Below are 19,718 nucleotides of genomic sequence, written 5' to 3' on the forward strand. Positions count from 1 at the left end.
TGTCGTCGGGCTCGCGCGCTGCGTTGGCGGACCCGCTCGACTCCGCACCAGAACCGCCACGCTCGGCGGCAGTCGAGGCGGGCGCGTCAGGTTTCGCGGTGACCGCGTCAGGCTGCGCGGCGGGCGTTGCGGCGGCTCCGTCAGGCCGGGAGGCAGGCGCGTCCGGCTCTGTGGATGGCGCGTCCGGCTCTGTGGGGGAATCACCGGGATTTGTGGGGGAGCTGCCTGGCTTGCCGGCCGGTGTGGGAGCGGGCCCACCGGGCGAGGCAGGCGCGTGTTCGTCCGTGGGCGCCGAGGACTCGGTCGCTTCGGCGATGGCGTCCTTTTCGGAGGCCGGGGAAGTGCCATTGGGCGTACGGGGGGAAGGGTCTTCGGCGGAATCTGTCCGGCTTGCGCCCTCGGCGGGCCCCTCAACTGCGGATTTGCTCGCCGTCCGGCCGGAGTCTGTCACGCGGGCAAGTGTGGCAGAGCCGATCGCCCGGAACCGCCGGACCGGCGCCGCGACATGCGGACCACCGCGCCGCCCTCGTGCAGCGAGGTGGCCAGCACACCAGGCCGGCCTGCCGTGCCGCGTTGCAGCGTCGCCAGCAGACGGGCTGCCGACATGGGACGCGCGAACAGGTGACCCTGGCCGGCCAGGCAGCCCAGACTCCAGAGCGCCTGCCTCTGCGGCTCGCTTTCCACACCCTCGGCGATCACCGTGAGGTGCAGGCTGCGCGCGAGGTCGACCGTCGACCGGATCACGGCCGAGGCCTCGGACGACGTCTGCACGGCGCCGACGAACTCACGGTCGATCTTGAGCTGGTGGACCGGGATGTGTGACAGCACCGACAGCGGTGTCACGCCCGTGCCGAAGTCGTCGAGGGCCAGCCGCACGCCCGCCTCGCTCAGCCCGGTCAGCGCCTTGCCCACCACGTCGAGCTGGCTCAGCGTCAACGTCTCGGCGAGCTCGAAGATCAGCCGGTCGGCGGGCACGGCGTGGCGGCGCAGCCGGGCCAGCACCGTCTCGGGGAAGCGTGGGTCGAGCAGGCTGCGCGGCGAGACGTTCACCGCCACGGGCAGGTCGAAGCCGGCCTCACGCCACAGGTCGGACGCGTCGAGCGCCTGATCGAGGACGGCGTCGGCGAAGGCTTGAAGCCGCCCGGACCGCTCGACCGTCTGCAGGAACTCGATCGGCGTGAGGTAGCCGTGTTCGGGGTGGTGCCAGCGGGCCAGGGCCTCGGCCGAGACCACTTCGCCGCTGCCGAGGTCGACGATGGGCTGGAAGTCGACCACGAACTCGTGTTCGGCGACCGCGCGGTTCAGCTCGCCGCCGAGGGCGAGCCGGCCGATGTCGGCCGGGTCCTGGGCGTGCACGTACGTGGCTGTCTGCTGGCCGGCCCGCTTGGCCTGGTACATCGCGACGTCGGCCCGGCGCATGAGCTCGTTGACGCCGCCGCTGCCGGCCGCCAGCGCGATGCCGCCGGCCGCCTCGACAGTGATCTGCATGCCCTCGACCGAGACGCTCCCCTCGAGCGTCGCCAGCATCGTCTTGGCCCGGTGAGTCGCCAGGGCGGGCGTCGGCAGGTTGACCAGCAGCACCGCGAACTCGTCACCGCCGAGCCGGGCCACCAGGTCGCCGGGCGCCGCCGCGTCGGCCAGCCGCCGGGCCACCTCGCGCAGAACGGCGTCACCGGCGGCGTGCCCGAGCGTGTCGTTGACCTCTTTGAAGTGGTTGAGGTCGATCAGCAGCAGCGCGACCACGCCGTCCTCGGTGTTGCCCTGGAAGTGCAGGGCCGCGTGCTCGTACAGCTCCCGGCGGTTGGCCAGGCCGGTCAGCGGGTCGTGCGCGGCGTCGTACGCGTTCTGTTCGTTCAGCCTCTGCAGTTCCGCGTACGCCGTGGCGTTGCGGATCGCCGTGCACAGCGCGGCCGCGAAAGTCTTCAGCTTGTACTGCTCGAACTCGTTGAGCTTGACCCGGCCGTGGAAGCCCAGCACCAGCTCGCCGGCCTGATAGCTGCGGTCGCTGGTCTCCAGTTCGGCGGTGATCGCGCCGACGCCGGCGAACTTGCGCGGCCCTGGCCCGTCGTAGACCACCTCGCTGCCGTGCGCCCGGACCACCCGGTCGATGCCGCTCGCCGTCAGGTCGATCTCGACCACGTCGGAGGAGAAGACACGGGCTCCCTGGGTCGCGGCGACGTGCAGCACCTGGGTGAGCTCGACCGAGCTGAGCTCTTCGGTGGTGGTGGCCAGATCGCGCCAGGAGCGCCGTTCCTCTTTGGTGCGCAGTTGCTGCGAGTGCCACAGGTGCAGGCAGGCGATCAGCAGCGGCACGAAGCCGAGCAGCAGCGGGCTGGCCCCGGAGGCGAGGACCTCGACGACGTACAGGACGGTGGCGAGCCGGACGGCGTGGGCGATCATGCGGTCGCCCAGGTCTTTGCGGAAGACCTGGATCAGCGTCGAGCGGGAGGCGACGGCGATGACAGGGGTGAAGACGAGGTCGTCGACCAGCGAGATCGCCGCGTAGCCGAGCGCGACGGGGATGATCGTGGCGGCGAGTGTGCCGGGCTCGAGCATCGAGCCGGCCACCGTGATGGCAAGGCTGGCGGCGCTGGCGGTCAGCACCTCTTTGGCCACGGAGAAGACCGCGCGATGCAGCGCGGTGCCCGCGATGATCTTCACGATGGCCACGCCGATGGCGGCGCCCAGGATGACCCAGACGTGCGGCAGGAAGACCAACCCGATCAGGACCGGGATCTCGCCCCAGGTGGTGCCGTTTCGGCTGGAGCGTGTTCGGACATAGACCTTTACCCGGTTGGCCACGCCCGCACCGATCACCACGAGCGCGAGCAGCCCCGGGTGAGGGATCGGCCGGGGGTGATCAATGGCATGCCACAGGTCAGCCGCTGCGACGCCCGACGCCAGAACGACGACGAGACCGATGAGCAGCAGAAGCTGCCGATCGGTCGCGTCGTCGTTGGAGCTATGGGCCTTTCGCAAAGCATCTGTCCGTTCGCTGAGCACATCGGACACGCGTCCGGGCTCCAGCGTAGGCAAGCGCGTCGTTTCGCGCACCGGGTCAGTCCCAGTCGTGCTGGCTCATGGTTCTTCTCCTCGCGGTAAGAGGTGCCCGGGGAACTCCGGTCCCTCGTGGGGTTCGAAGGCGTCGCGACGAGAAAAACCATATGCGAAGTCGAACGGCTTTGGGGGGGATTTGTGTCGTATTGCGCAGTTGACGATAACCGAAGCGGATTCGATTACGGGGAGTCTCGGGAACAAAACTCTGAGCGACGTGAATAGCCGTTTTGGCCGCAGTGTCCGCATCGCTGAACGTGCTGTTTGACTAACGCTCCGAAATGTCAATGCCCGCTCGTCGGTACCCGTTGTTTCCGCCCCGCTATATGGTCGCTGACCTGCGCATAGATCGCCACACAGAACGTCTGGGAAATCGTGAGGGCCGAACCACTATTACGCGAACGAGATTCCCGGTGAAGCTTCTATAAACTCCCGGTATGCCCGACGAATCCCTGACTCATGTCGACAAGACCGGCGCTGCGCGCATGGTCGACGTCTCGGCCAAGGCGGTGTCGGCCCGGCGTGCCGTGGCCGCCGGGCGTGTGGTGACCACACCCGAAGTGATCGTTCTGCTACGCGGCGACGACCTTCCGAAGGGCGATGCCCTCGCGGTCGCCCGGCTCGCCGGCATCATGGGCGCGAAACGGACGCCGGATCTGATCCCGCTCTGTCACCCGATCGGTCTGCACGGCGTCACCGTCGATCTCGAACTCACCACGACCACGATCGAGATCACGGCGACCACCAAGACCGCCGATCGCACCGGGGTCGAGATGGAGGCGCTCACGGCGGTCGCCACCGCCGGCCTCACGGTGATCGACATGATCAAGGCGGTCGACCCGGCCGCGAGCATCGAGTCGGTGCGGGTGCTGCGCAAAGAGGGTGGCAAGACCGGTCTCTGGGTACGGCCGGAGGACCGCCCATGAGCATTACCGCGCGCGTCATCGTGGCCAGCAACCGGGCGGCGGCCGGGGTCTACGCCGACACGAGCGGCCCACGCCTGGTCGCCGGTCTGCGCGAGCTCGGCTGCACGGTCGGCGACCCGGTCGTGGTGCCCGACGGCGAACCGGTGGTCGACGCCCTGCGCCTCGCGGTCGCCGACGCCGTCGACGTCGTGGTGACCAGCGGCGGCACCGGCGTCACCCCGACCGACCGCACTCCCGAGGCGACCCGGGGCCTGCTCGACTTCGAGATCCCGGGCATCGCCGAGGCGATTCGCGCCTACAGCCGCGACAAGGTGCCCGCCGCCGCGCTCTCGCGGGGCCTCGCCGGGGTGGCCGGGCGCACGCTGATCGTCAACCTGCCCGGCTCGACCGGCGGCGCCAAGGACGGCCTGGCCGTGCTCGGGCCCCTGCTGCGGCACACGGTCGACCAGATTCGCGGTGGTGATCACCCGTCCTCGGGCACGGCTGGATAGGCTCGGCCGGTGACCGTCGACTGGCAAGAGGCTCGCGAACTGGCCTATGCGGCAGGTCGTGCGGCGGCCGGCGGGGCCGAGCCGGTCGCGCTGCCCGCCGCCGACGGCCGCACGCTGGCCGAGCCGCTGCGCGCGCTGACCGATCTGCCCGCCTTCCCGACCTCGAGCATCGACGGCTGGGCCGTGCGCGGTCCGAAGCCCTGGCGGCCCGTCGGCCGGGTGCTGGCCGGGCAGGTCGCGCCGCCCCTGACCGAGGACGGCACCTGTTTCGAGATCGCCACCGGCGCCATGGTCCCGTCCGGCGCCGAGGCGCTGGTGCGTATCGAGGCGTCCACTCGCGACGGTGACGGACGGGTCAGCGGTGAGCCCCGCAACGGGTTCGTGCCCGAGTGGCGGCGCCCCGGCGAGGAGGCACACAAGGACGAGGTGCTGCTGCCGGCCGGCACGGCGATCGACCCGGCCGTGATCGGCATCGCCGCCACCTGCGGTTACGAGTCGCTGAACGTGTACCCGCGGCCCCGGGCCGGCCTGCTTGTCTTCGGCGACGAGCTGCTCACCGGCGGCACGCCGGGCGCGGGACGGGTGCGTGACTCGCTCGGTCCCCAGGTGCCCGGCTGGCTGCGGCGCTACGGCGCGACCGTCGACCCGGCCGCTGTCACGGGCCCGGTTCAGGACACGCTCGAGGCGCACCTGACCGCCGTACGGGAAGCGCTCTTGACCTGCGATCTTGTCTGCACGACCGGTGGCACGATGCACGGCCCGGTCGACCACCTGCACCCCACGCTGAGCGAGCTGGACGCCGAGTACATCGTCAACACCGTCGCGGTTCGTCCCGGCTTCCCGATGCTGCTGGCGCGCGTACCCGGGCCGGGCGGGCGGCCTCGTTTCCTGGCCGGTCTGCCGGGCAATCCCCAGTCGGCCGTGATCGCGCTCATCACCCTGGTCGCGCCGCTGCTGGCCGGTCTGCAGGGCCGGCCAGCGCCGCAGTTGCCCGCCGTCGAGGTCACCGAGGCGGTGCGCGGGCGTGGCGGCGACACACACCTCGCGCTGGCCCGGCTGAGCCACGATGGACGGTCGGCCACCCCGGTCGGCCATGTCGGCTCGGCGATGCTGCGCGGCCTGTCCAACGCGCACGGTTTCGCCGTCGTCCGCCCGGGCACCGAGGCCGCTGCCGGTGACCTGGTGCCGTTCCTGCCACTGCCGCTAGTCACAGGGGAGCGTCCATGACCACCGTTGCCGTCGCCGAGGTGCTCGACACCCCGCTCGACCTGGCCGCGCACGAAAAGGCCGTGGCCGACGTACGGGCCGGGGCCGTCGTCTCGTTCCAGGGCGTGGTGCGCGACCACGACCACGGACGTGGCGTGACCCTGCTGGAGTACGAGGGTCACCCGAGCGCGGCCGCCGTGCTGCGCGAGGTCGCCGAGGAGATCGCGGCCGACCCCGACGTCTATGCGGTGGCCGTCTCGCACCGGGTCGGCACACTGGCGATCGGGGACGTCGCGCTGGTGGCCGCGGTCAGCACGGCCCACCGGGCGGCCGCCTTCGCCGCCTGTGCCCGGCTGGTCGACGAGACCAAGGCACGGTTGCCGATCTGGAAGCGGCAGGTCTTCACCGACGGCAGCGACGAGTGGGTCAACTGCCCCTAGGCCCCGGGATGGCGGGCACCCGGGCCGGGGCGACAGGCCTGCGTACGGGTGGTGTCGCCGGCGCCGCGCCGGGCCGCCACGGCAGTGCGTTCATCAGCGCGAGCACCGCGAAGGCGTACGCGTTCCAGCCTTCCGCCCACTGCGGGGGCAGGACGAACACCAGGTACGTCACGACCGCCGCCGACGCGTAGCCCAGACCCGCGAACCGCCGGGGACGGCCGGGCCGCCGCGCACCGGACCGGGACCGGGCCGCCGCGTCGAGGAGAATCAGGACGGCCGGCAGCACCCACACCAGCTTGTGGCTCGTGCTCACCGGGGCCGCCGCGGCACCCGCGAGCCCGACCAGCGTGAACGCGGCGATCTCGTCGCCGTCGGTGTGCGCGGCCCGCGCCCTGATCAGGCCCACCGCGAGCAGCAGCACGGCGAACGACAACCACACCAGCACGGGCGTGCTCGACGAGTCGTAGAGGCGGGCCAGCAGCCCGGCGAGCGACTGGTTGGCCGGATCGCCGATCGGCCCGGCCCGGTCCACCTGGAACAGCACGGTGGAGAACCATGCGCCGGTGGCGCCGGGCGCGATCAGCAGGCCGCCGAGCATCAGCGTGACCGCCGTGCCGGTGGCGGTGATCGCCGCCCGCCACTGCCGGGTGACGCCGAGATAGACGATGAACAGCGCCGGGCCGAGAGCCAGGGCTGTCGCGATGCCGATGCCGACGCCGGCCCAGGAACCGGTCGACCAGACCCGCCGAAGCTGCTCGGGGCGTGCGCCCGGGGTCCGGGAGGCGGGCGCGCCCGGCCACCAGGCGGCTCGGCGGCGGGCCCAGGCCGAGCGGCGCAACGCCACCACATCGGCGGTGATCAGGCACAGGAGCAGCAGGTCGAGGTGGCCGAGGCCGAGCACGGCTCGAACCGGCTCGGAGACCAGGGCCAGCGCGGCTGCCGCCGGCACCGCCACGAGCCGGGAGCGCCCGTAGCGGCGGGCCACCGGGCCGGCCAGCGCCACCAGGGCCAGCACCAGGGCGGCCAGGCCGGCCAGGGCCAGCAACCAGGCCGTGACCGTCAGGGGCAGCAACGCGGCGGGCGCCATCAGGAGCGCGGCGACGGGCGGACGGCCGGTGCCGTGCGAGTACAGGTCGGCGCCGGCGAGCCAGTCCCGGACCGCCGCGTGGTCGACGGCGAGGTCGAGGACCCCGTACGCCTCAAGGAAGAGACCGACCGCCCAGAGTGCAGCAAGGCACCCGAGCCCGACCATCACGGACCTCGTCCGCACGTGTTGCATCGCCGGCATGGCGCGACCCCCGTCGCTCTCGTCACCCGGGCACGGCGGCGCCATGCCGGCCACGAAGCCACTAAGGGCGTCATGGCGGAGCCGAGCGAAGCGAGCATAGAAGGCGCGGACCTACCGCGCGGCCCCTCGTCCGCTTTAACGCAAAGATCGCGCAGAGGTTGTTAGCCGGGCAATTTACGCGCGGCCGCCGCGCTCATCGCGGCGATCTTGGCCTCGCGCTTGGCGGTGCGGACGGCCCGCTTGACCGAGCGCTGGGACCGGCTGGCGGCATGGCTGGTGCGATAGCCGAGACCGGGGCGGCCCTCGGTGTCGACCGCGGCGAGCAGCAGGCCGCCGAACAGACCCAGATTCTTGAGGAACTGGATCTGCTGCACCTTCGCGTCCGGCCGGGAACGATCCCAGACCGGGTGGCCGGCGATCGTCGTCGGCACCAGACCGGCGGCCAGCACGACCGCGGCGGGACGGGTGAAGTGGCCGGTGGCCAGCGCCAGGCCGGCGATCACGTCGCTCGCGCCCTTGAGGCGGACAAGGGTGGTGGCGTCGGTCGGGATGCGCGGGTCGGCCTTCTCGAGCAGCGGCTTGAGCCGGTCGGTGACACCGGCGGCCGTCTCGGCCTTGGCGTCGGGTTTCAGAAACGACTGAACGCCCTGGATGACGAAGATCGACGCGAGCATCGCGCGGGCGGCCGTGCGTACGGGCTTCATGAATCTGGTTATACCCGCCCGGCGCGCTTCACACCGGCTGCGTGCGCAGGTAACGGCCGAAATGCGGCACGGTGAAGGCGACCGTGCCCCGTTCGCCCGAATAGATCAGCCCCTTCTTGATCAGCGCGTCGCGCGCCGGGGAGAGGCTGGCCGGCTTGCGGCCCAGGGCGGTGGCGATCTCGGAGGTCGGCACGGCCGCGTCCATGTCGTTGTCGGGCTCGCCGGAGAGCGCGGCCATCGCCCGCATGTAGTCGCGCTCGGCCGGGGTGGCCCGTTCGAAACGGGAGCCGAAGAAGCCGACCGCCAGCTCGGCCTCGGCCTCGGGGGCGGCCACCCGCACGTCGGCATCGGTCACCGGGGACTGCGGCGCATGGTCCCACGTCGCTTTCCCGTACGCCTGCACGAAGTAGGGATATCCACCCGACTTCTCGTAGAGCAGGTCGAGCGCCTTCGCCTCGTACTCGACGTCCTCTCGCGCAGCCGGGGCGCACAGCGCGAAATCGGCCGCCACCCGGTCGAGCCGGTCGATGCGCTGATAACGGAAGAGCCGCTCGGAATACGACTTCGCCGCCGAGAGCACGGCCGGCAGGTGGGGAAGACCCGCCCCGACAACGATCAGCGGCGCGCCCAGCTGGGACAGCTCGTGGCAGGCGGCGCAGAGCGCGGAGACGTCGGCCGGCCCGAGATCCTGCATCTCGTCGATGAACAGGGCGATGCCCGTCCCGACATCGGTGGCGAGCGAGGCGGCGTCGGTGAACAGCTCGACCAGGTCGATCTCGATGTCGCCCGAGTCGGCCCGGCCGCGGGCGGGTGGCACGTCGATGCCGGGGGACCAGCGGTCGCGCAGCTTGGCCGAGCCGTCGTTGGCCCGCAGCGCGAACGCCTTGAGCACGGCCAGCACGTCGTCGACCCGCTCGGGGTCGCGGTGGTGGGGGGCGAGCTCGCGGATCGCCATGTGCAGCGCGGCCGAGACCGGGCGGCGCAGCGACTGGTCGGGCCGGGCCTCGATCTTGCCGGTGCCCCAGAGCCGGCCGATCGCCGCCGAGCGGAGCGTGTTGAGCAGCACGGTCTTGCCGACGCCGCGCAGGCCGGTCAGCACGAGACTGCGCTCGGGGCGGCCCCGGGCGATCCGCTCGAGCACCACGTCGAAGGCGTCGAGCTCACGGTCGCGACCGGCCAGCTCGGGCGGACGCTGACCGGCGCCGGGGGCGTACGGGTTCCTCACCGGATCCACGCATTGCACCGTATCGGGTCGTCTAGGGAAATAGCTAGAGTGGCCTAGCGATCCTTCGAGGCGTGTCTAACGGTATCTAGCTTCGGCGCTAGAGAGGCCTAGAGCAGGCTAGCCGTTGGTCTGGTGCTCCTTGAGGCAGAGCACGAAGTCGAGATCGTCGAGCGCGCTGTCGTAGAAGAACCACTTCGTGTACCCGGTGACCTTGGCGCACTTGCGCTCGGCGTCCTTCTCACCCGTGGCCTTGCCGGTGAAGCGGGCAAGCACCTCATAAGTGCCTGTCACGCAGGCAGTGGCGCGCATGTTGGGCTCCTCGTCGGTGCCCTCGTTGACGACGCAGTCGCCCTTCTTGACGTTGAACCGAGCGTCCTCGCTGCCCTGCGGGGCCGGGCCGGCCACGGGTTCGGTGACCGAGGCTGTCGGCGCGGCCTGCTTCTGCTGCTGGTTGTTGCGCTGGTTGAGCAGCCACGCCGTCGTCCCCAGGCCGATGACGATCAGCACGCCGAGGGTCGCCACCAGGGCGATGATCGGGGTGTTGCGCTTGGGCTGCGGCGGGTTCCTGTCCCACGAGGGCCCGCCGCCGCTCACCGGGCTCATCGGGGCGGAGTGGAAGCTGACCGGCTGCTGCTGGATCGACGGCGGGTGGCCGCCCCAGGAGCTCTGCTCCGGAACCTGGGCCGCGCCGTGATCACCCCACGGGTCGGCGGGCTCCGCATACGGCTCGTCGGAGCTCCCGTGCGACCACGGCGGGCCGGAATACGGGCCGTTCTGCGACATCAGGATTTCCTCCGGAAGCGGGCTGCGCTGCTGCCACCGTAGCGTGCGGCCCCGACGCAAACCCGGACGGAATCGCCGCCGGTGTCAACAACACGACCCGCGACCCGTCCGTCCGGCCATTACGGTGCCGAACCGTGTCCTCACCACTCGTGATCTGCGCAGCCGTTTTCGGCGCCTCCGTCGGCGCGCTGCTTCCGCGGGCCGCGCGCCGGTTCCCCACGCGGGTATCCCCATACGCCGCTTTCATCCCGGTCGTCGCTTCAGCGTCCACCGGTGCGATTGTGTGCGTGCTGCTGGCCGGCGCGCTGGGACCGTCCCCGATGCTGCCGTTCTATCTGCTCGCCACGATCCCTGGCCTGCTGCTGGCCCTCGTCGACCTGCGGTGTCTGCGTCTGCCCGACCCGCTGGTCGCTGTGTTCGCGGCGCTCACCGTGGTGCCCTTGGCCGCGTCGCAGCCACAACGGATCATGCCGGCGCTGGCGGCCGGGGCCGTGGTAGTGACGGCGTACCTGGGAATCGCTCTTCTGCCGGGTCGAGGGCTGGGGCTCGGTGACGTGAAGCTGGCGGGCGTGATCGCGACGATTCTCGGCTTCGCCGGGTGGGAGGCGGTGCTCGTCGGCGTGGTCGTGCCGCACCTGATCGCCGGGCCCGTCGCGCTGGTGATGCTGCTGGCCCGGCGCGGTCGCCCCCTGCCGTTCGGCCCCGCGTTGCTGGTCGGCGCCCTGATCGGCGTTGTCACAGCAGCCTGAGCTGCGCGTCCGGCGCCAGGCTACAGGAGCCTGAGCTGCCGGTCCTTGGGGCGCGAAGGCACGGTGTCGCCCAGCCGCTCGAAGAGGCCGGAGTCGATCACGTCGAGGAAGGGGCTCGGGTTCTGCTCGCGCTCGCTGCCGTGCCGGAACCGGCGGGCCGCGTGACTCACGTACAGCCTGTCCTGGGCCCGGGTCAGGCCGACGAAGAACAGCCGGCGCTCCTCGGCGATCTCGTCCGCCTGGGGCGTGCCGCCCGGCCAGCGCAGCGGCAGCAGGCCGTCCTCGCAGCCGACCAGGAACACCACAGGGAACTCGAGGCCCTTGGCGGCGTGCAGGGTGAGCAGGTTGACCGCCTCGGCCCGCGGGTCGAGCGCGTCCACCTCGGCCCCGGTCGCGATCTCCTGCAGGAAACGCGGCAGGTCGTCGCCGATCCGCTGGGCGAGCGGGCGCAGCAGGTCGGCCGCGGTCCAGATGTCCTCGGGGGCGAGTTGCTCGCCGTCCAAAGTGGGCGCGGCGAACCGCTGGGCCAGCACCTCGGCGGTCAGCTTGACGCGGGCGGGCAGCGAGCCGCCGGGGCCGCCGGCGTGCCGCAGCTCGCGGGCGATGGCCTGAACGCCGGGCCGGTCGCGGAGCCGGTTGTGCGAGCGCTTCTGCACCGGCACCCCGGCCCGCGACAGCGCCTCGACGATCGGGCCTGACTGCGAGTCGGTGCGGTAGAGCACGGCGATGTCCGAGAAGGAGAGGTTGCCCGCCGCGATCGAGCGGGAGTCGACCCGGCCCGAGTCGAGCGAGCGGTGCGACAGCCCCCCGACCAGGTCGTCGATCGTGCGCACGACGAAGTCCGCCTCGTCGGCGACGCTTCCCGCCGGGTAACGGCCGACCAGCGGCGCCTCCGGGTCGAGCCGGGCCGGATCGAGCCGGCGGCCGTTGACCAACGAGGAGGGGGCGATCGCCTGCACGGCGGCGGCCAGGATCGGCGCGGAGGAGCGGTAGTTGCGGGTCAGGCGAACGAGCCGGGCGTCGACGAAATCCTCGTTGAACCGCAGGAAGTACTTGACGTCGGCGCCGCGGAACGAATAGATCGCCTGGTCAGGGTCGCCGATCGCGCAGAGGTTGCCGTCCGCCGGGCTGAGCAGGCGCAACAGCTCGTACTGGGTCTCGTCGACGTCCTGGTACTCGTCGACAAAGATCCACTGCCAGAGCTTGCGGTACTTCTCGACCAGAGCCGGCTCGTCGCGCAGCAGGGCGACCGGCAGGCTGATCAGATCATCGAGGTCGACCAGATCCTGCTGGCGCAGCAGTTTCGCGTACGCGTGGTCGTCGTCCCCGGCCTGCTCCCGCGCCTCGGCCCGCTCCGCCTCGTCGGCGATCCGCCAGTTCGGGCCCAGGCCCGCGGCCCGCGCGTTGTCCTTGAGGATGGTCAGCCCGACCGAGTGGAACGTGCCGACCGTGATGTCCTCGGCCACGTCACCCAGCAGCGAATCGAGGCGTTCGCGCAGCTCACCGGCGGCGCGGCGGGTGAACGTGATGGCCAGGCAGCGATGTGGGAAGACGCCCAGCTCGGCGCAGAGGTAGGCGATCCGGTGGGTCAGCGTGCGGGTCTTGCCGGTGCCGGGGCCGGCCACGATCAGCAGCGGGCCGCCCGGGGCCGAGGCCGCCACCCGCTGCATGGCGTCAAGCCGGTCGAGCAGGCCGGTGCCGACCTCCTCCATGCCCGCCAGCATGGGCTCGAACGGCTCGTGCGGGCTTGCCGGTGCCGCGATCGGTGGCGGGGCCGGCTTTTTCGTTTCTTTGGGCGATTTAGTCGATTTGGGTCGTGATGGCACCGGCTCGGGCTTGCGCTGCTGCGGAACGTCGAACAGGGTCTCCATCTGCGGGGCGCTGGCCCGATTGCGCAGCTCACCGCGGTCGAAGAGGGTGATCACCCCGTACTCGCCGTCGTAACCCGCGACCCGCCGCACGTCACCGCGCCGCAGCCGGGAGATGCCCTCGCGCAACTCGTCGCCGCCGGCCTGACCGATCGCGTCGAGCGGGACCCGGCGCAGGATGTCGAGCTCGGAGCCGAGCGTCGCCACCAGGTGGTTGAGCTGGCTCTCGACCGTCTTCGACTTCGGGCCGACGCCGTTGATCTCGCCCAGGATCTCGTGCAGCTGGATCAGATGCTCGACGTGGACGCCTCTCTGGAAGCCGAGCGGCCGGTCCGCCAGATCCTCGACCCGGCTCAGCACGCCGACAGTGAGCGGCTTGCCACACTCGGGGCAGCGGCCGCCGTGCTCGCGAGTGCGCTGCGGTTCCCAGTTCACGCCGCAGGCCCGATGCCCGTCGGCGTGATACTTACCCTCCTCGGGGAAGAACTCGAGCGTGCCGGCCAGCCCCACACCGTTCTTGACCGCCTCGTAGTCGGGCGCACCGGTGAACAGCGTCGCCTCGCGGGCCAGCGCGGCCGGCGAGTGCGCGTCCGAGTTCGAGACCAGCCGATAACGGTCGAGGCTGGAGACCCGCCAGTTCATCTCGGGGTCGGAGGACAAGCCGGTCTCGACCGCGGTGACATGCTCGGCCAGGTCGGCGTAACAGTCGGCGATCGCGTCGAAACCCGACTTGGAGCCCAGGGCCGAGAACCACGGCGTCCAGATGTGCGCGGGCACGAGATAGCCGCCCGCCTCCAGCGTGATCTCGAGCAGATCGCGCGAGTCGAGTCCGAGGATGGGCCGGCCGTCGGCGGTGAGGTTGCCGATGCGGCCCAGTGCCGTGTTGAACTTCGCCGCCTGCGCGAAACCGGGCATGTAGATCAGGTGGTGCACCTTACGGGTGCGGTCGTCCCGCTTGTAGATCGTCGAGATCTCGACGCTGAGCATGAACGTCGCGTGCGGCGCGGCCTGCAGCGAACCGGGCAGCCGCTTGGTGACCTCGGGCTCGTCGGCGTAACCGAAGAGCCCCGGCCCCTTGTCCACCAGGCTCTCGCGCAGGTGGTCGAACCACGCCGGGTGCGTGAAGTCGCCCGTGCCGAGCAGGGCAATCCCCTTGCGCCGGGCCCACCACGCCAGGTTGGGCAGCGTCAGGTCACGGCTGCAGGCACGCGAGAAGCGCGAGTGGATGTGAAGATCCGCGACGTATGCGTCCGCGGCGACCGAGGACCCTGCGATGTCCGAGGGCACGCGCTGCATCCTGTCACGCCCCCCATCGCTAGCACGAATCGCCACGCCTTGACGAAATTACGGATCTTGATGTTCGCTACCGGGCGCGTAATTCGATCACGCTGACCTGCGGCGGCGCTCCCACCCGGACAGGCGGTCCCCAGAACCCGGCGCCGTTGGTGACGTAGACCGGAACGCCGTCGACACTCCCCAAACCGGACACCACCGGTTGTTCCAGGCCGACCAGCAGGTTGAACGGTGCCATCTGCCCGCCGTGCGTGTGACCGGAAACCTGAAGATCGACCCCGTACGGGGCTGCGTCGTGCACGGCGGCCGGCTGGTGGGCCATCAGCACGACGGGCCGGGTGGTGTCCCGATCGCCGAGCGCCTTCGCGAAATCCGGCGGGTCGCCCGCGTCGGCGCCCCCGAGATCGTTGACCCCGGCCAGGTCGAGACCGCCCAGCTCCAGGCGTTCGTTGCGCAGCGGCCGGATGTTCAGGCGCGCGACCTCGTCGACCCACTCCTGGAAGCCCGAGTAGTACTCATGGTTCCCGGTCACGAAATACGCCCCCTGCCGCGACTGGATCTCGGCCAGCGGCGCCGCGAACCGCCCCAGCTCCGCCACGCTGCCGTCCACGAGGTCACCGACGACGCACACGATGTCCGCCTGCACCGAATTGATCACGTCAACGATGCGGCGGGCGTGGTTCATGCCGGTCAGCGGCCCGAGGTGAATGTCGGAAACCACCGCGAGCCGGGTGCCGTCCATGGCCCGCGGCAGCTTGGCCAGCGGCACCTGCACCCGTGCGATCCGCGGGCCGCCCAGCGCCGTCTTGACGCCGTAGCCCGTCACGCCGACAGCGGTCAGTCCCGCAAAGATCGCCGCGCCACGCGCAAGCAGGACCCGCCGCTCAACACCCTCCTCGCTCCGGATGCTCTCCGGCCTTTCGCCGCTGCCGGATTTATCACCACTTACCGAGTCTTCGACCGCGACGAGCAGTGCGGCAGCCTGGGTTTCGCCTGCGGCGGGCTCCGCCGTGCCACTCAAGGCGGCGACGCTTGCGCTCTCTCCCCCCGTACGCCTCCGAGAGCGCCACCAAAGCACCACCGCGAGCCGGGGAATCTCGAGCACAGCCAACGTGACCAGCAGATAGAACATGACCGCGATCCACAGGTACCCCGGCCAGGCCAGCCACGGCAAAGCCCCCGACCGCACCCCCACCAGGGTCGCCGGCGCCGAAACACCCAGCACGATCGCAACCCCGGTCCCGACGCGGCGCGCCCGCCCCGGCGGCAGCGGATCCTTGACCAGCCGCTTCCACAGGTAAAAGTGGATCAGGCCGATGACCACCAGGATCAGCCCGACAAAGACCACCAAGACGCCCTCCCCAGCTTTACGACTCGCACAGTGTCCAGGCTTTTCCTGAGAGCAGACTGACGAGCCCGTACGGGGTGTCCCCCCTCACCGATTCCAGCCGCCACTTCGTCGGCGGTGCGGCCGGCGCCGGTGGGTCCGCAGCTCGCGCTTGCCCTTGGGGGGCAGCGGACGCAGCTGACGCCAGGACGCGACGTGCCGGGTGCCGCCGCTCGTGCGGGAGCCGGCGTAGACGCAGATCCGTGACTCCCGGCATCTCGGACATCTGTACGGCAGTCGCACGCTTCTCCCCAGGGCTCGACCGCCCGAGTCATCAGAGCCGGGACACTCGTCACACGGCGACGTCCGCAGCCGCTCGGCGGGCCCCACCACCCGAACCAACTCTCGTACGCCGGCGCCGCTCGCGGCGCTCATTCTCAAAACCGCCACCGGCCCGGCAGCCTTGGTGACCCGGCTGGCCATTCCGCTGTCCCCACAACACCCGCCGAAACCGCCCGCACTTCCACCGGGCAGGTCGGACGGCGAAACGGGCGGTAACGGGTGCGGTGCTCAGGTTTCGGCTCGGGGGCGTTTCATCGGGCTCAGGTAGGCCCAGGGAAGTGGTCGAGCGGCGCGGTGTGGCTGATCTTTGGGCTGGAAGGTTTTCGCCGAGCGGCGCGGTGCGGCTGATCTTCGGGCTGGAAGGCTTTCGCCGAGAGAGCGCGGAGCGGCTGATTTCGGGCCGGAAGGTTTTCGCCGAGCAGGCCCGACCGGGGCACGGGTGGACACGGCGCGGTGCGCTGGGCTGACCGACGGGTCCAGGTCAGGCCGCCGTGCCGTCTGGGTTCGGAGGACGACTGTTCTGCCGAGCGGTGCGGTGGGTCGGCCGGACCCGGACCTGTTCAGCCGCCTGCGAAGGGTGGGAGGACGTCGATCGTGGCGTCGGCGGGGAGCGGTGCGGTCTGGTCGTGGCAGGTCAGGCCGTCGACCAAGAAGCTGGCTGCCTTCAACACGACGCCGAGGCGTTCGCCGTGGCGGTTGGTCAGTTGTTGCTTCAGGTGTTCCAGCGTCTCGGCCTCGACGGTTTCGCTTCGTGTGCCACCGGCTGCGGCGCGCGCCCCGGCGAAGTAGCGGATGGTCAGCGTCGCCACGGGCGCCTCCGGTCGGGAGAGTCGGATACCTCGGCCCGAGGATAAGCGGTCAGGATGGTCACGACCGACCGCCGATCCGCCCGGCATCTCGTCGAGCAGGCCGGCGGCCGGGCACTGGGCGGCCACGTCGGCGCCAAGCAAACGCGCGTAGAGGTCGCCGGCACAGCCGCGATCCGCGGGCGAACAGCCGTGTGTGGTTTTCCTGTGCGGGATGCCGCGAGCTCAACCCCTCGGAGGACCCGCGCTGGATCCTGCGGCTGGCCGGGAGATTGAGGCCGTTGTGCACGGGAAGCGCCGCCGTTGCGAAGGCGGACGTCATGGGGGTGAACCGGCGAGACGCGCGCATGGCGCGGACTCCGTGCGGGGCCCGGGTCGATGACATCGGTGCGGTGCCTCGATCAGACAGGCGAGGCCGAGCTGACGGCTCGTGGGAGCCCCGGACCAACTCAATCCCCCCGGCAAAGGGCGTGGGTGTCGTGGAGGGCGCGCGTGTCGGCTGTGGCGGGCGCGGCCTGGGTGCCGTGAAGGGCGCGCGTGTCAGCTCCCGCCGGGGCGGGCTGACTGTCGGGGACGCGGGGCACGTCAGGCAATGCGGGAACGGCCTGAGTGCCGGCGACGACGGGCATGTCAGCCGCCGATGGCGGACATGGGGCGGGCGGGCTGGAGGAAAGCCGGGTCGTCGATGCCGTGGCCTGCCCGTTTGCGGCTCATGGCCACCCGCCACGCCTCGGCCAGTTCGGCGTCCGTGGCGTTGTTCCGGAGCAGTTTGCGCAGATCACTTTCCTCGGTGGCGAACAGGCAGTCACGGACCTGGCCGTCGGCGGTCAGCCGCGTGCGGTCGCAATCCCCGCAGAAAGGCCTGGTCACGCTGCCGATGATGCCGACCCGGGCCGGTTCGCCGGCGGCGTCGACGTGGCCGGGCACCAACCAGGTCTCGGCGGGCGCCGTTCCACGTGAAACCGAATCCGGCTGGAGCCCGTACGGCGAAAGCGACTCCAGGATCTCGTCGGCCGTGACCATCGCGTGCCTGTCCCACTGATGCTGGGCGTCGAGCGGCATCTGCTCGATGAAGCGCAGCTGATAACCATGATCGAGGGCGAACCGCAGCAGCGCGGGCGCGTCGTCGTCGTTGATGCCGCGCATGAGCACCGTATTGATCTTGACCGGAGTGAGCCCGGCCGCCGCTGCCGCTTTCAACCCGCGAAGCACGTCGGGGAGCCGGTCGCGCCGGGTCAGGGCCTGGAAGCGTGCGGGGTCGAGCGTGTCGAGCGAGACGTTGACCCGGTCGAGCCCGGCATCGCGCAGGGGTTCGGCGAGACGTTCGAGTCCGATGCCGTTCGTGGTGAGCATCAGCTTGGGGCGCGGCGACAGCGAGGCCGCGGCTCGTACGATGCCGACCAGCCCACGCCGCAGCAACGGCTCGCCGCCGGTGAAGCGCACATCCCGGATGCCCAACGTCTCGACCGAGATGCGGATCAGCCGGCTCACCTCGTCGTCGGTGAGCTGCTGTTCACGCGGCATCCAGGCCAGACCCTCCTCGGGCATGCAATAGGTGCAGCGCAGATTGCAGCGGTCGGTCAGCGACACGCGCAGATCGGTAGCCACTCGCCCGAACCTGTCGGCGAGCGGGATCATCGAGGCCGATCTCCTACGCGTGTTCACAAGAAGAATCTAGCCGCTCGTATGTCTGGCGGCGGTGGACGAGATCGCCCTGTGGACAACCGACTCGGTCACATCCAGCGCAGTGTGGACAACGCGGCCGCGCGCACATCGGCGCGGTACCCTCCGCCGAATGCCGCCGTGTGGACGAGCAGCAGATGCAGCTGGTGCAACGGCACACGCTCCTGCCAGCCGTCGGCCAGAGGACAACTTTCCCCGTACGCGGACAGGATTGTCGACAGGTAGGGCACGCCGCCGAACAGGGCCAGTTCCGCCAAATCGGTCTCGCGGTGCCCACCCTGCGCGGCTGGATCGACGAGCCGGGCCCGTCCGTCGGCGGCCCACAGCACATTCCCGGGCCACAGGTCGCCGTGCGTGCGGCTGGGGGCCTCCGTGTCGGCGTACGAGGGAAGGATCTTCAGGATGCGCTCGACGAGCGTGATCTCCGCGCTGGTCAGAGCCCCGCGATCGGCCGAGATCTTGAGGTACGGCAGCAGTCGGCGCTCGGCGAACCACTGGCCCCAGGGTCCCGGCGACGGGGTGTTGTCGAGTTCGAGGGGGCCGATGTAGCCGTTCCACGCCGCGCCGAACGTCTCCGCGCCCGAGCGGTGCAACTCGGCCAGGTCGCGTCCCAGCTGCTCGGCGGCCGCCCGGGTGGGCTCGCCGGGCTCGATCCACTCGGTCGCGATCATCGTGGGCAGCGTGACGATCACCTCGGGCACCGGCGCCCCGGCCTCCCGCAACCAGGTCAAACCAGACGACTCGGCGGCGAAGAACCCGGGCGGTGGTTTCTCGGACCCGCCTGAGCCCCGCCACGACTTGGCGAAAACCGAAGTCCCGTCGTCGAGCGTGAGCCGGCTGGCCGACGACACGCTTCCGCCGCCCACCGGGGTCTCCCGGATGCGCTGGTGGGTGAGAAATGTCGGGAGGTGCTCGGGGTGCGCGCGCAAGTACGCCTGGTCCACCGCCTTATCTTGCGCTTCGGCTTACGGATGCCCGAAATCGGAGTCAAAATGTCGGCATGAGCCCTGTGACTGTGCGTTCGTACCGTCCGAGTGATCACGCCGCGGGCCGCCGCCTGTGGTCCGAGCTGACGAACCAGCACAACCGCATGTACGGGGTGCCCGAACAGGACGGGGGCGAGGGCTTCGAGGAGTACCTGACCCGGCTCGACCTGGGTGGCCTGTGGGTCGCCGACCATGCCGACGACGGGGTGATCGGCCTGGTCGGGCTGGTGATCCGCGGTCGTGGCGGCGTGGTCGAGCCGGTGGTCGTCACGATCTCGCACAGGCACAAGGGCGTGGGCCGCAAGCTGCTGCGGCACGTCGCCAACGAGGCACGGCGCCGCAACATGACGTCGCTGACGATCTCGCCCGAGTCGCGCAACGTGGAGGCGATCCGCAGCCTGCACGCCGCCGGGTACGACGTGGTCTCGTCGATCGAGCTGACCCTCGACCTGAAGAGCTCGGCCGCCGAGCGCGAACACGACAGCCTGGAGCTGCACGAGTTGCAGTTCCGGTCGTAACACCGGTCGGACCGTCCGGACCTGCGGCT

The 19,718-nt window shown here is 70.8% G+C and carries 16 protein-coding genes; 6 read left to right on the forward strand and 10 right to left on the reverse strand.

Features of this window, described 5'->3' with window-relative positions; genetic code table 11:
* Positions 1–447: 447 nt before the first annotated feature.
* Positions 448–2,979 carry an EAL domain-containing protein gene (locus C8E87_RS16140; protein ID WP_133873863.1) on the reverse strand — a complete coding sequence of 844 codons (2,532 nt, stop codon included), beginning with the start codon at positions 2,977–2,979 and terminating at the stop codon, positions 448–450.
* 512 nt (positions 2,980–3,491) lie between these two features.
* Here C8E87_RS16140 and moaC point away from each other — a divergent pair.
* Genes moaC through C8E87_RS16160 form a run of 4 tightly spaced genes read left to right on the forward strand, consistent with a single transcriptional unit; the run spans position 3,492 to position 6,117 of the window.
* Positions 3,492–3,980, forward strand: a complete 489-nt coding sequence (gene moaC / locus C8E87_RS16145; protein ID WP_133873864.1) for a cyclic pyranopterin monophosphate synthase MoaC — start codon at positions 3,492–3,494, stop codon at positions 3,978–3,980.
* Complete coding sequence (locus C8E87_RS16150) at positions 3,977–4,471, forward strand: MogA/MoaB family molybdenum cofactor biosynthesis protein (protein WP_133873865.1); 495 nt, start codon at positions 3,977–3,979, stop codon at positions 4,469–4,471. Before moaC ends, C8E87_RS16150 begins: the two co-directional genes overlap by 4 nt.
* Positions 4,472–4,480: 9 nt before the next feature.
* Positions 4,481–5,698: a molybdopterin molybdotransferase MoeA gene (locus C8E87_RS16155; protein ID WP_133873866.1), complete on the forward strand. Its 1,218-nt coding sequence runs from the start codon at positions 4,481–4,483 to the stop codon at positions 5,696–5,698.
* Entirely contained in the window at positions 5,695–6,117 is a 423-nt protein-coding gene (locus C8E87_RS16160; RefSeq protein ID WP_133873867.1) for a molybdenum cofactor biosynthesis protein MoaE, read from the forward strand. The genes C8E87_RS16155 and C8E87_RS16160 overlap by 4 nt, the downstream gene beginning before the upstream one ends.
* Here the strand turns inward: C8E87_RS16160 and C8E87_RS16165 are convergent.
* The 4 genes from C8E87_RS16165 to C8E87_RS16180 all read right to left on the reverse strand — a co-directional run bounded on the left by C8E87_RS16165 (position 6,104) and on the right by C8E87_RS16180 (position 10,117).
* Entirely contained in the window at positions 6,104–7,396 is a 1,293-nt protein-coding gene (locus C8E87_RS16165; protein WP_239080241.1) for a glycosyltransferase 87 family protein, read from the reverse strand. The genes C8E87_RS16160 and C8E87_RS16165 overlap by 14 nt on opposite strands.
* 170 nt (positions 7,397–7,566) lie before the next feature.
* Positions 7,567–8,109, reverse strand: coding sequence for a DoxX family protein (locus C8E87_RS16170; protein WP_133873869.1), 543 nt, complete (start codon positions 8,107–8,109; stop codon positions 7,567–7,569).
* A gap of 28 nt (positions 8,110–8,137) precedes the next feature.
* Positions 8,138–9,343: an ATP-binding protein gene (locus C8E87_RS16175; protein ID WP_133873870.1), complete on the reverse strand. Its 1,206-nt coding sequence runs from the start codon at positions 9,341–9,343 to the stop codon at positions 8,138–8,140.
* Positions 9,344–9,451: 108 nt separating this feature from the next.
* Positions 9,452–10,117 (reverse strand): LppU/SCO3897 family protein, encoded by a 666-nt coding sequence (locus C8E87_RS16180; protein ID WP_133873871.1) that lies wholly within the window; start codon positions 10,115–10,117, stop codon positions 9,452–9,454.
* A 134-nt stretch (positions 10,118–10,251) separates the two neighbouring features.
* Here C8E87_RS16180 and C8E87_RS16185 point away from each other — a divergent pair, with 134 nt between their 5' ends.
* Positions 10,252–10,866 carry a prepilin peptidase gene (locus tag C8E87_RS16185; RefSeq protein WP_239080228.1) on the forward strand — a complete coding sequence of 205 codons (615 nt, stop codon included), beginning with the start codon at positions 10,252–10,254 and terminating at the stop codon, positions 10,864–10,866.
* 20 nt (positions 10,867–10,886) lie between these two features.
* On the opposite strand, the gene C8E87_RS16190 is transcribed toward C8E87_RS16185, so the two are convergent.
* The 5 genes from C8E87_RS16190 to C8E87_RS16210 form a co-directional block, all read right to left on the reverse strand.
* Positions 10,887–14,030 (reverse strand): UvrD-helicase domain-containing protein, encoded by a 3,144-nt coding sequence (locus tag C8E87_RS16190; RefSeq protein WP_133873872.1) that lies wholly within the window; start codon positions 14,028–14,030, stop codon positions 10,887–10,889.
* Positions 14,031–14,097: 67 nt separating this feature from the next.
* Complete coding sequence (locus C8E87_RS16195; RefSeq protein ID WP_239080227.1) at positions 14,098–15,351, reverse strand: metallophosphoesterase; 1,254 nt, start codon at positions 15,349–15,351, stop codon at positions 14,098–14,100.
* A 905-nt stretch (positions 15,352–16,256) separates the two neighbouring features.
* Complete coding sequence (locus C8E87_RS16200; protein ID WP_133876861.1) at positions 16,257–16,592, reverse strand: MoaD/ThiS family protein; 336 nt, start codon at positions 16,590–16,592, stop codon at positions 16,257–16,259.
* A 540-nt stretch (positions 16,593–17,132) separates the two neighbouring features.
* The gene (gene moaA / locus C8E87_RS16205; RefSeq protein WP_133873873.1) at positions 17,133–18,140 is read right to left on the reverse strand and encodes a GTP 3',8-cyclase MoaA; all 1,008 of its coding nucleotides are present in this window, start codon (positions 18,138–18,140) and stop codon (positions 17,133–17,135) included.
* 95 nt (positions 18,141–18,235) lie between these two features.
* Positions 18,236–19,129 carry a fructosamine kinase family protein gene (locus tag C8E87_RS16210; RefSeq protein ID WP_133873874.1) on the reverse strand — a complete coding sequence of 298 codons (894 nt, stop codon included), beginning with the start codon at positions 19,127–19,129 and terminating at the stop codon, positions 18,236–18,238.
* Between the two features lie 56 nt (positions 19,130–19,185).
* Between C8E87_RS16210 and C8E87_RS16215 the strand changes: the two genes are divergently transcribed.
* The gene (locus C8E87_RS16215; protein ID WP_133873875.1) at positions 19,186–19,689 is read left to right on the forward strand and encodes a GNAT family N-acetyltransferase; all 504 of its coding nucleotides are present in this window, start codon (positions 19,186–19,188) and stop codon (positions 19,687–19,689) included.
* The last annotated feature ends 29 nt before the right edge of the window (positions 19,690–19,718 follow it).

It is taken from the genome of Paractinoplanes brasiliensis (assembly GCF_004362215.1).
Classification (GTDB): Bacteria; Actinomycetota; Actinomycetes; order Mycobacteriales; family Micromonosporaceae; genus Actinoplanes; species Actinoplanes brasiliensis.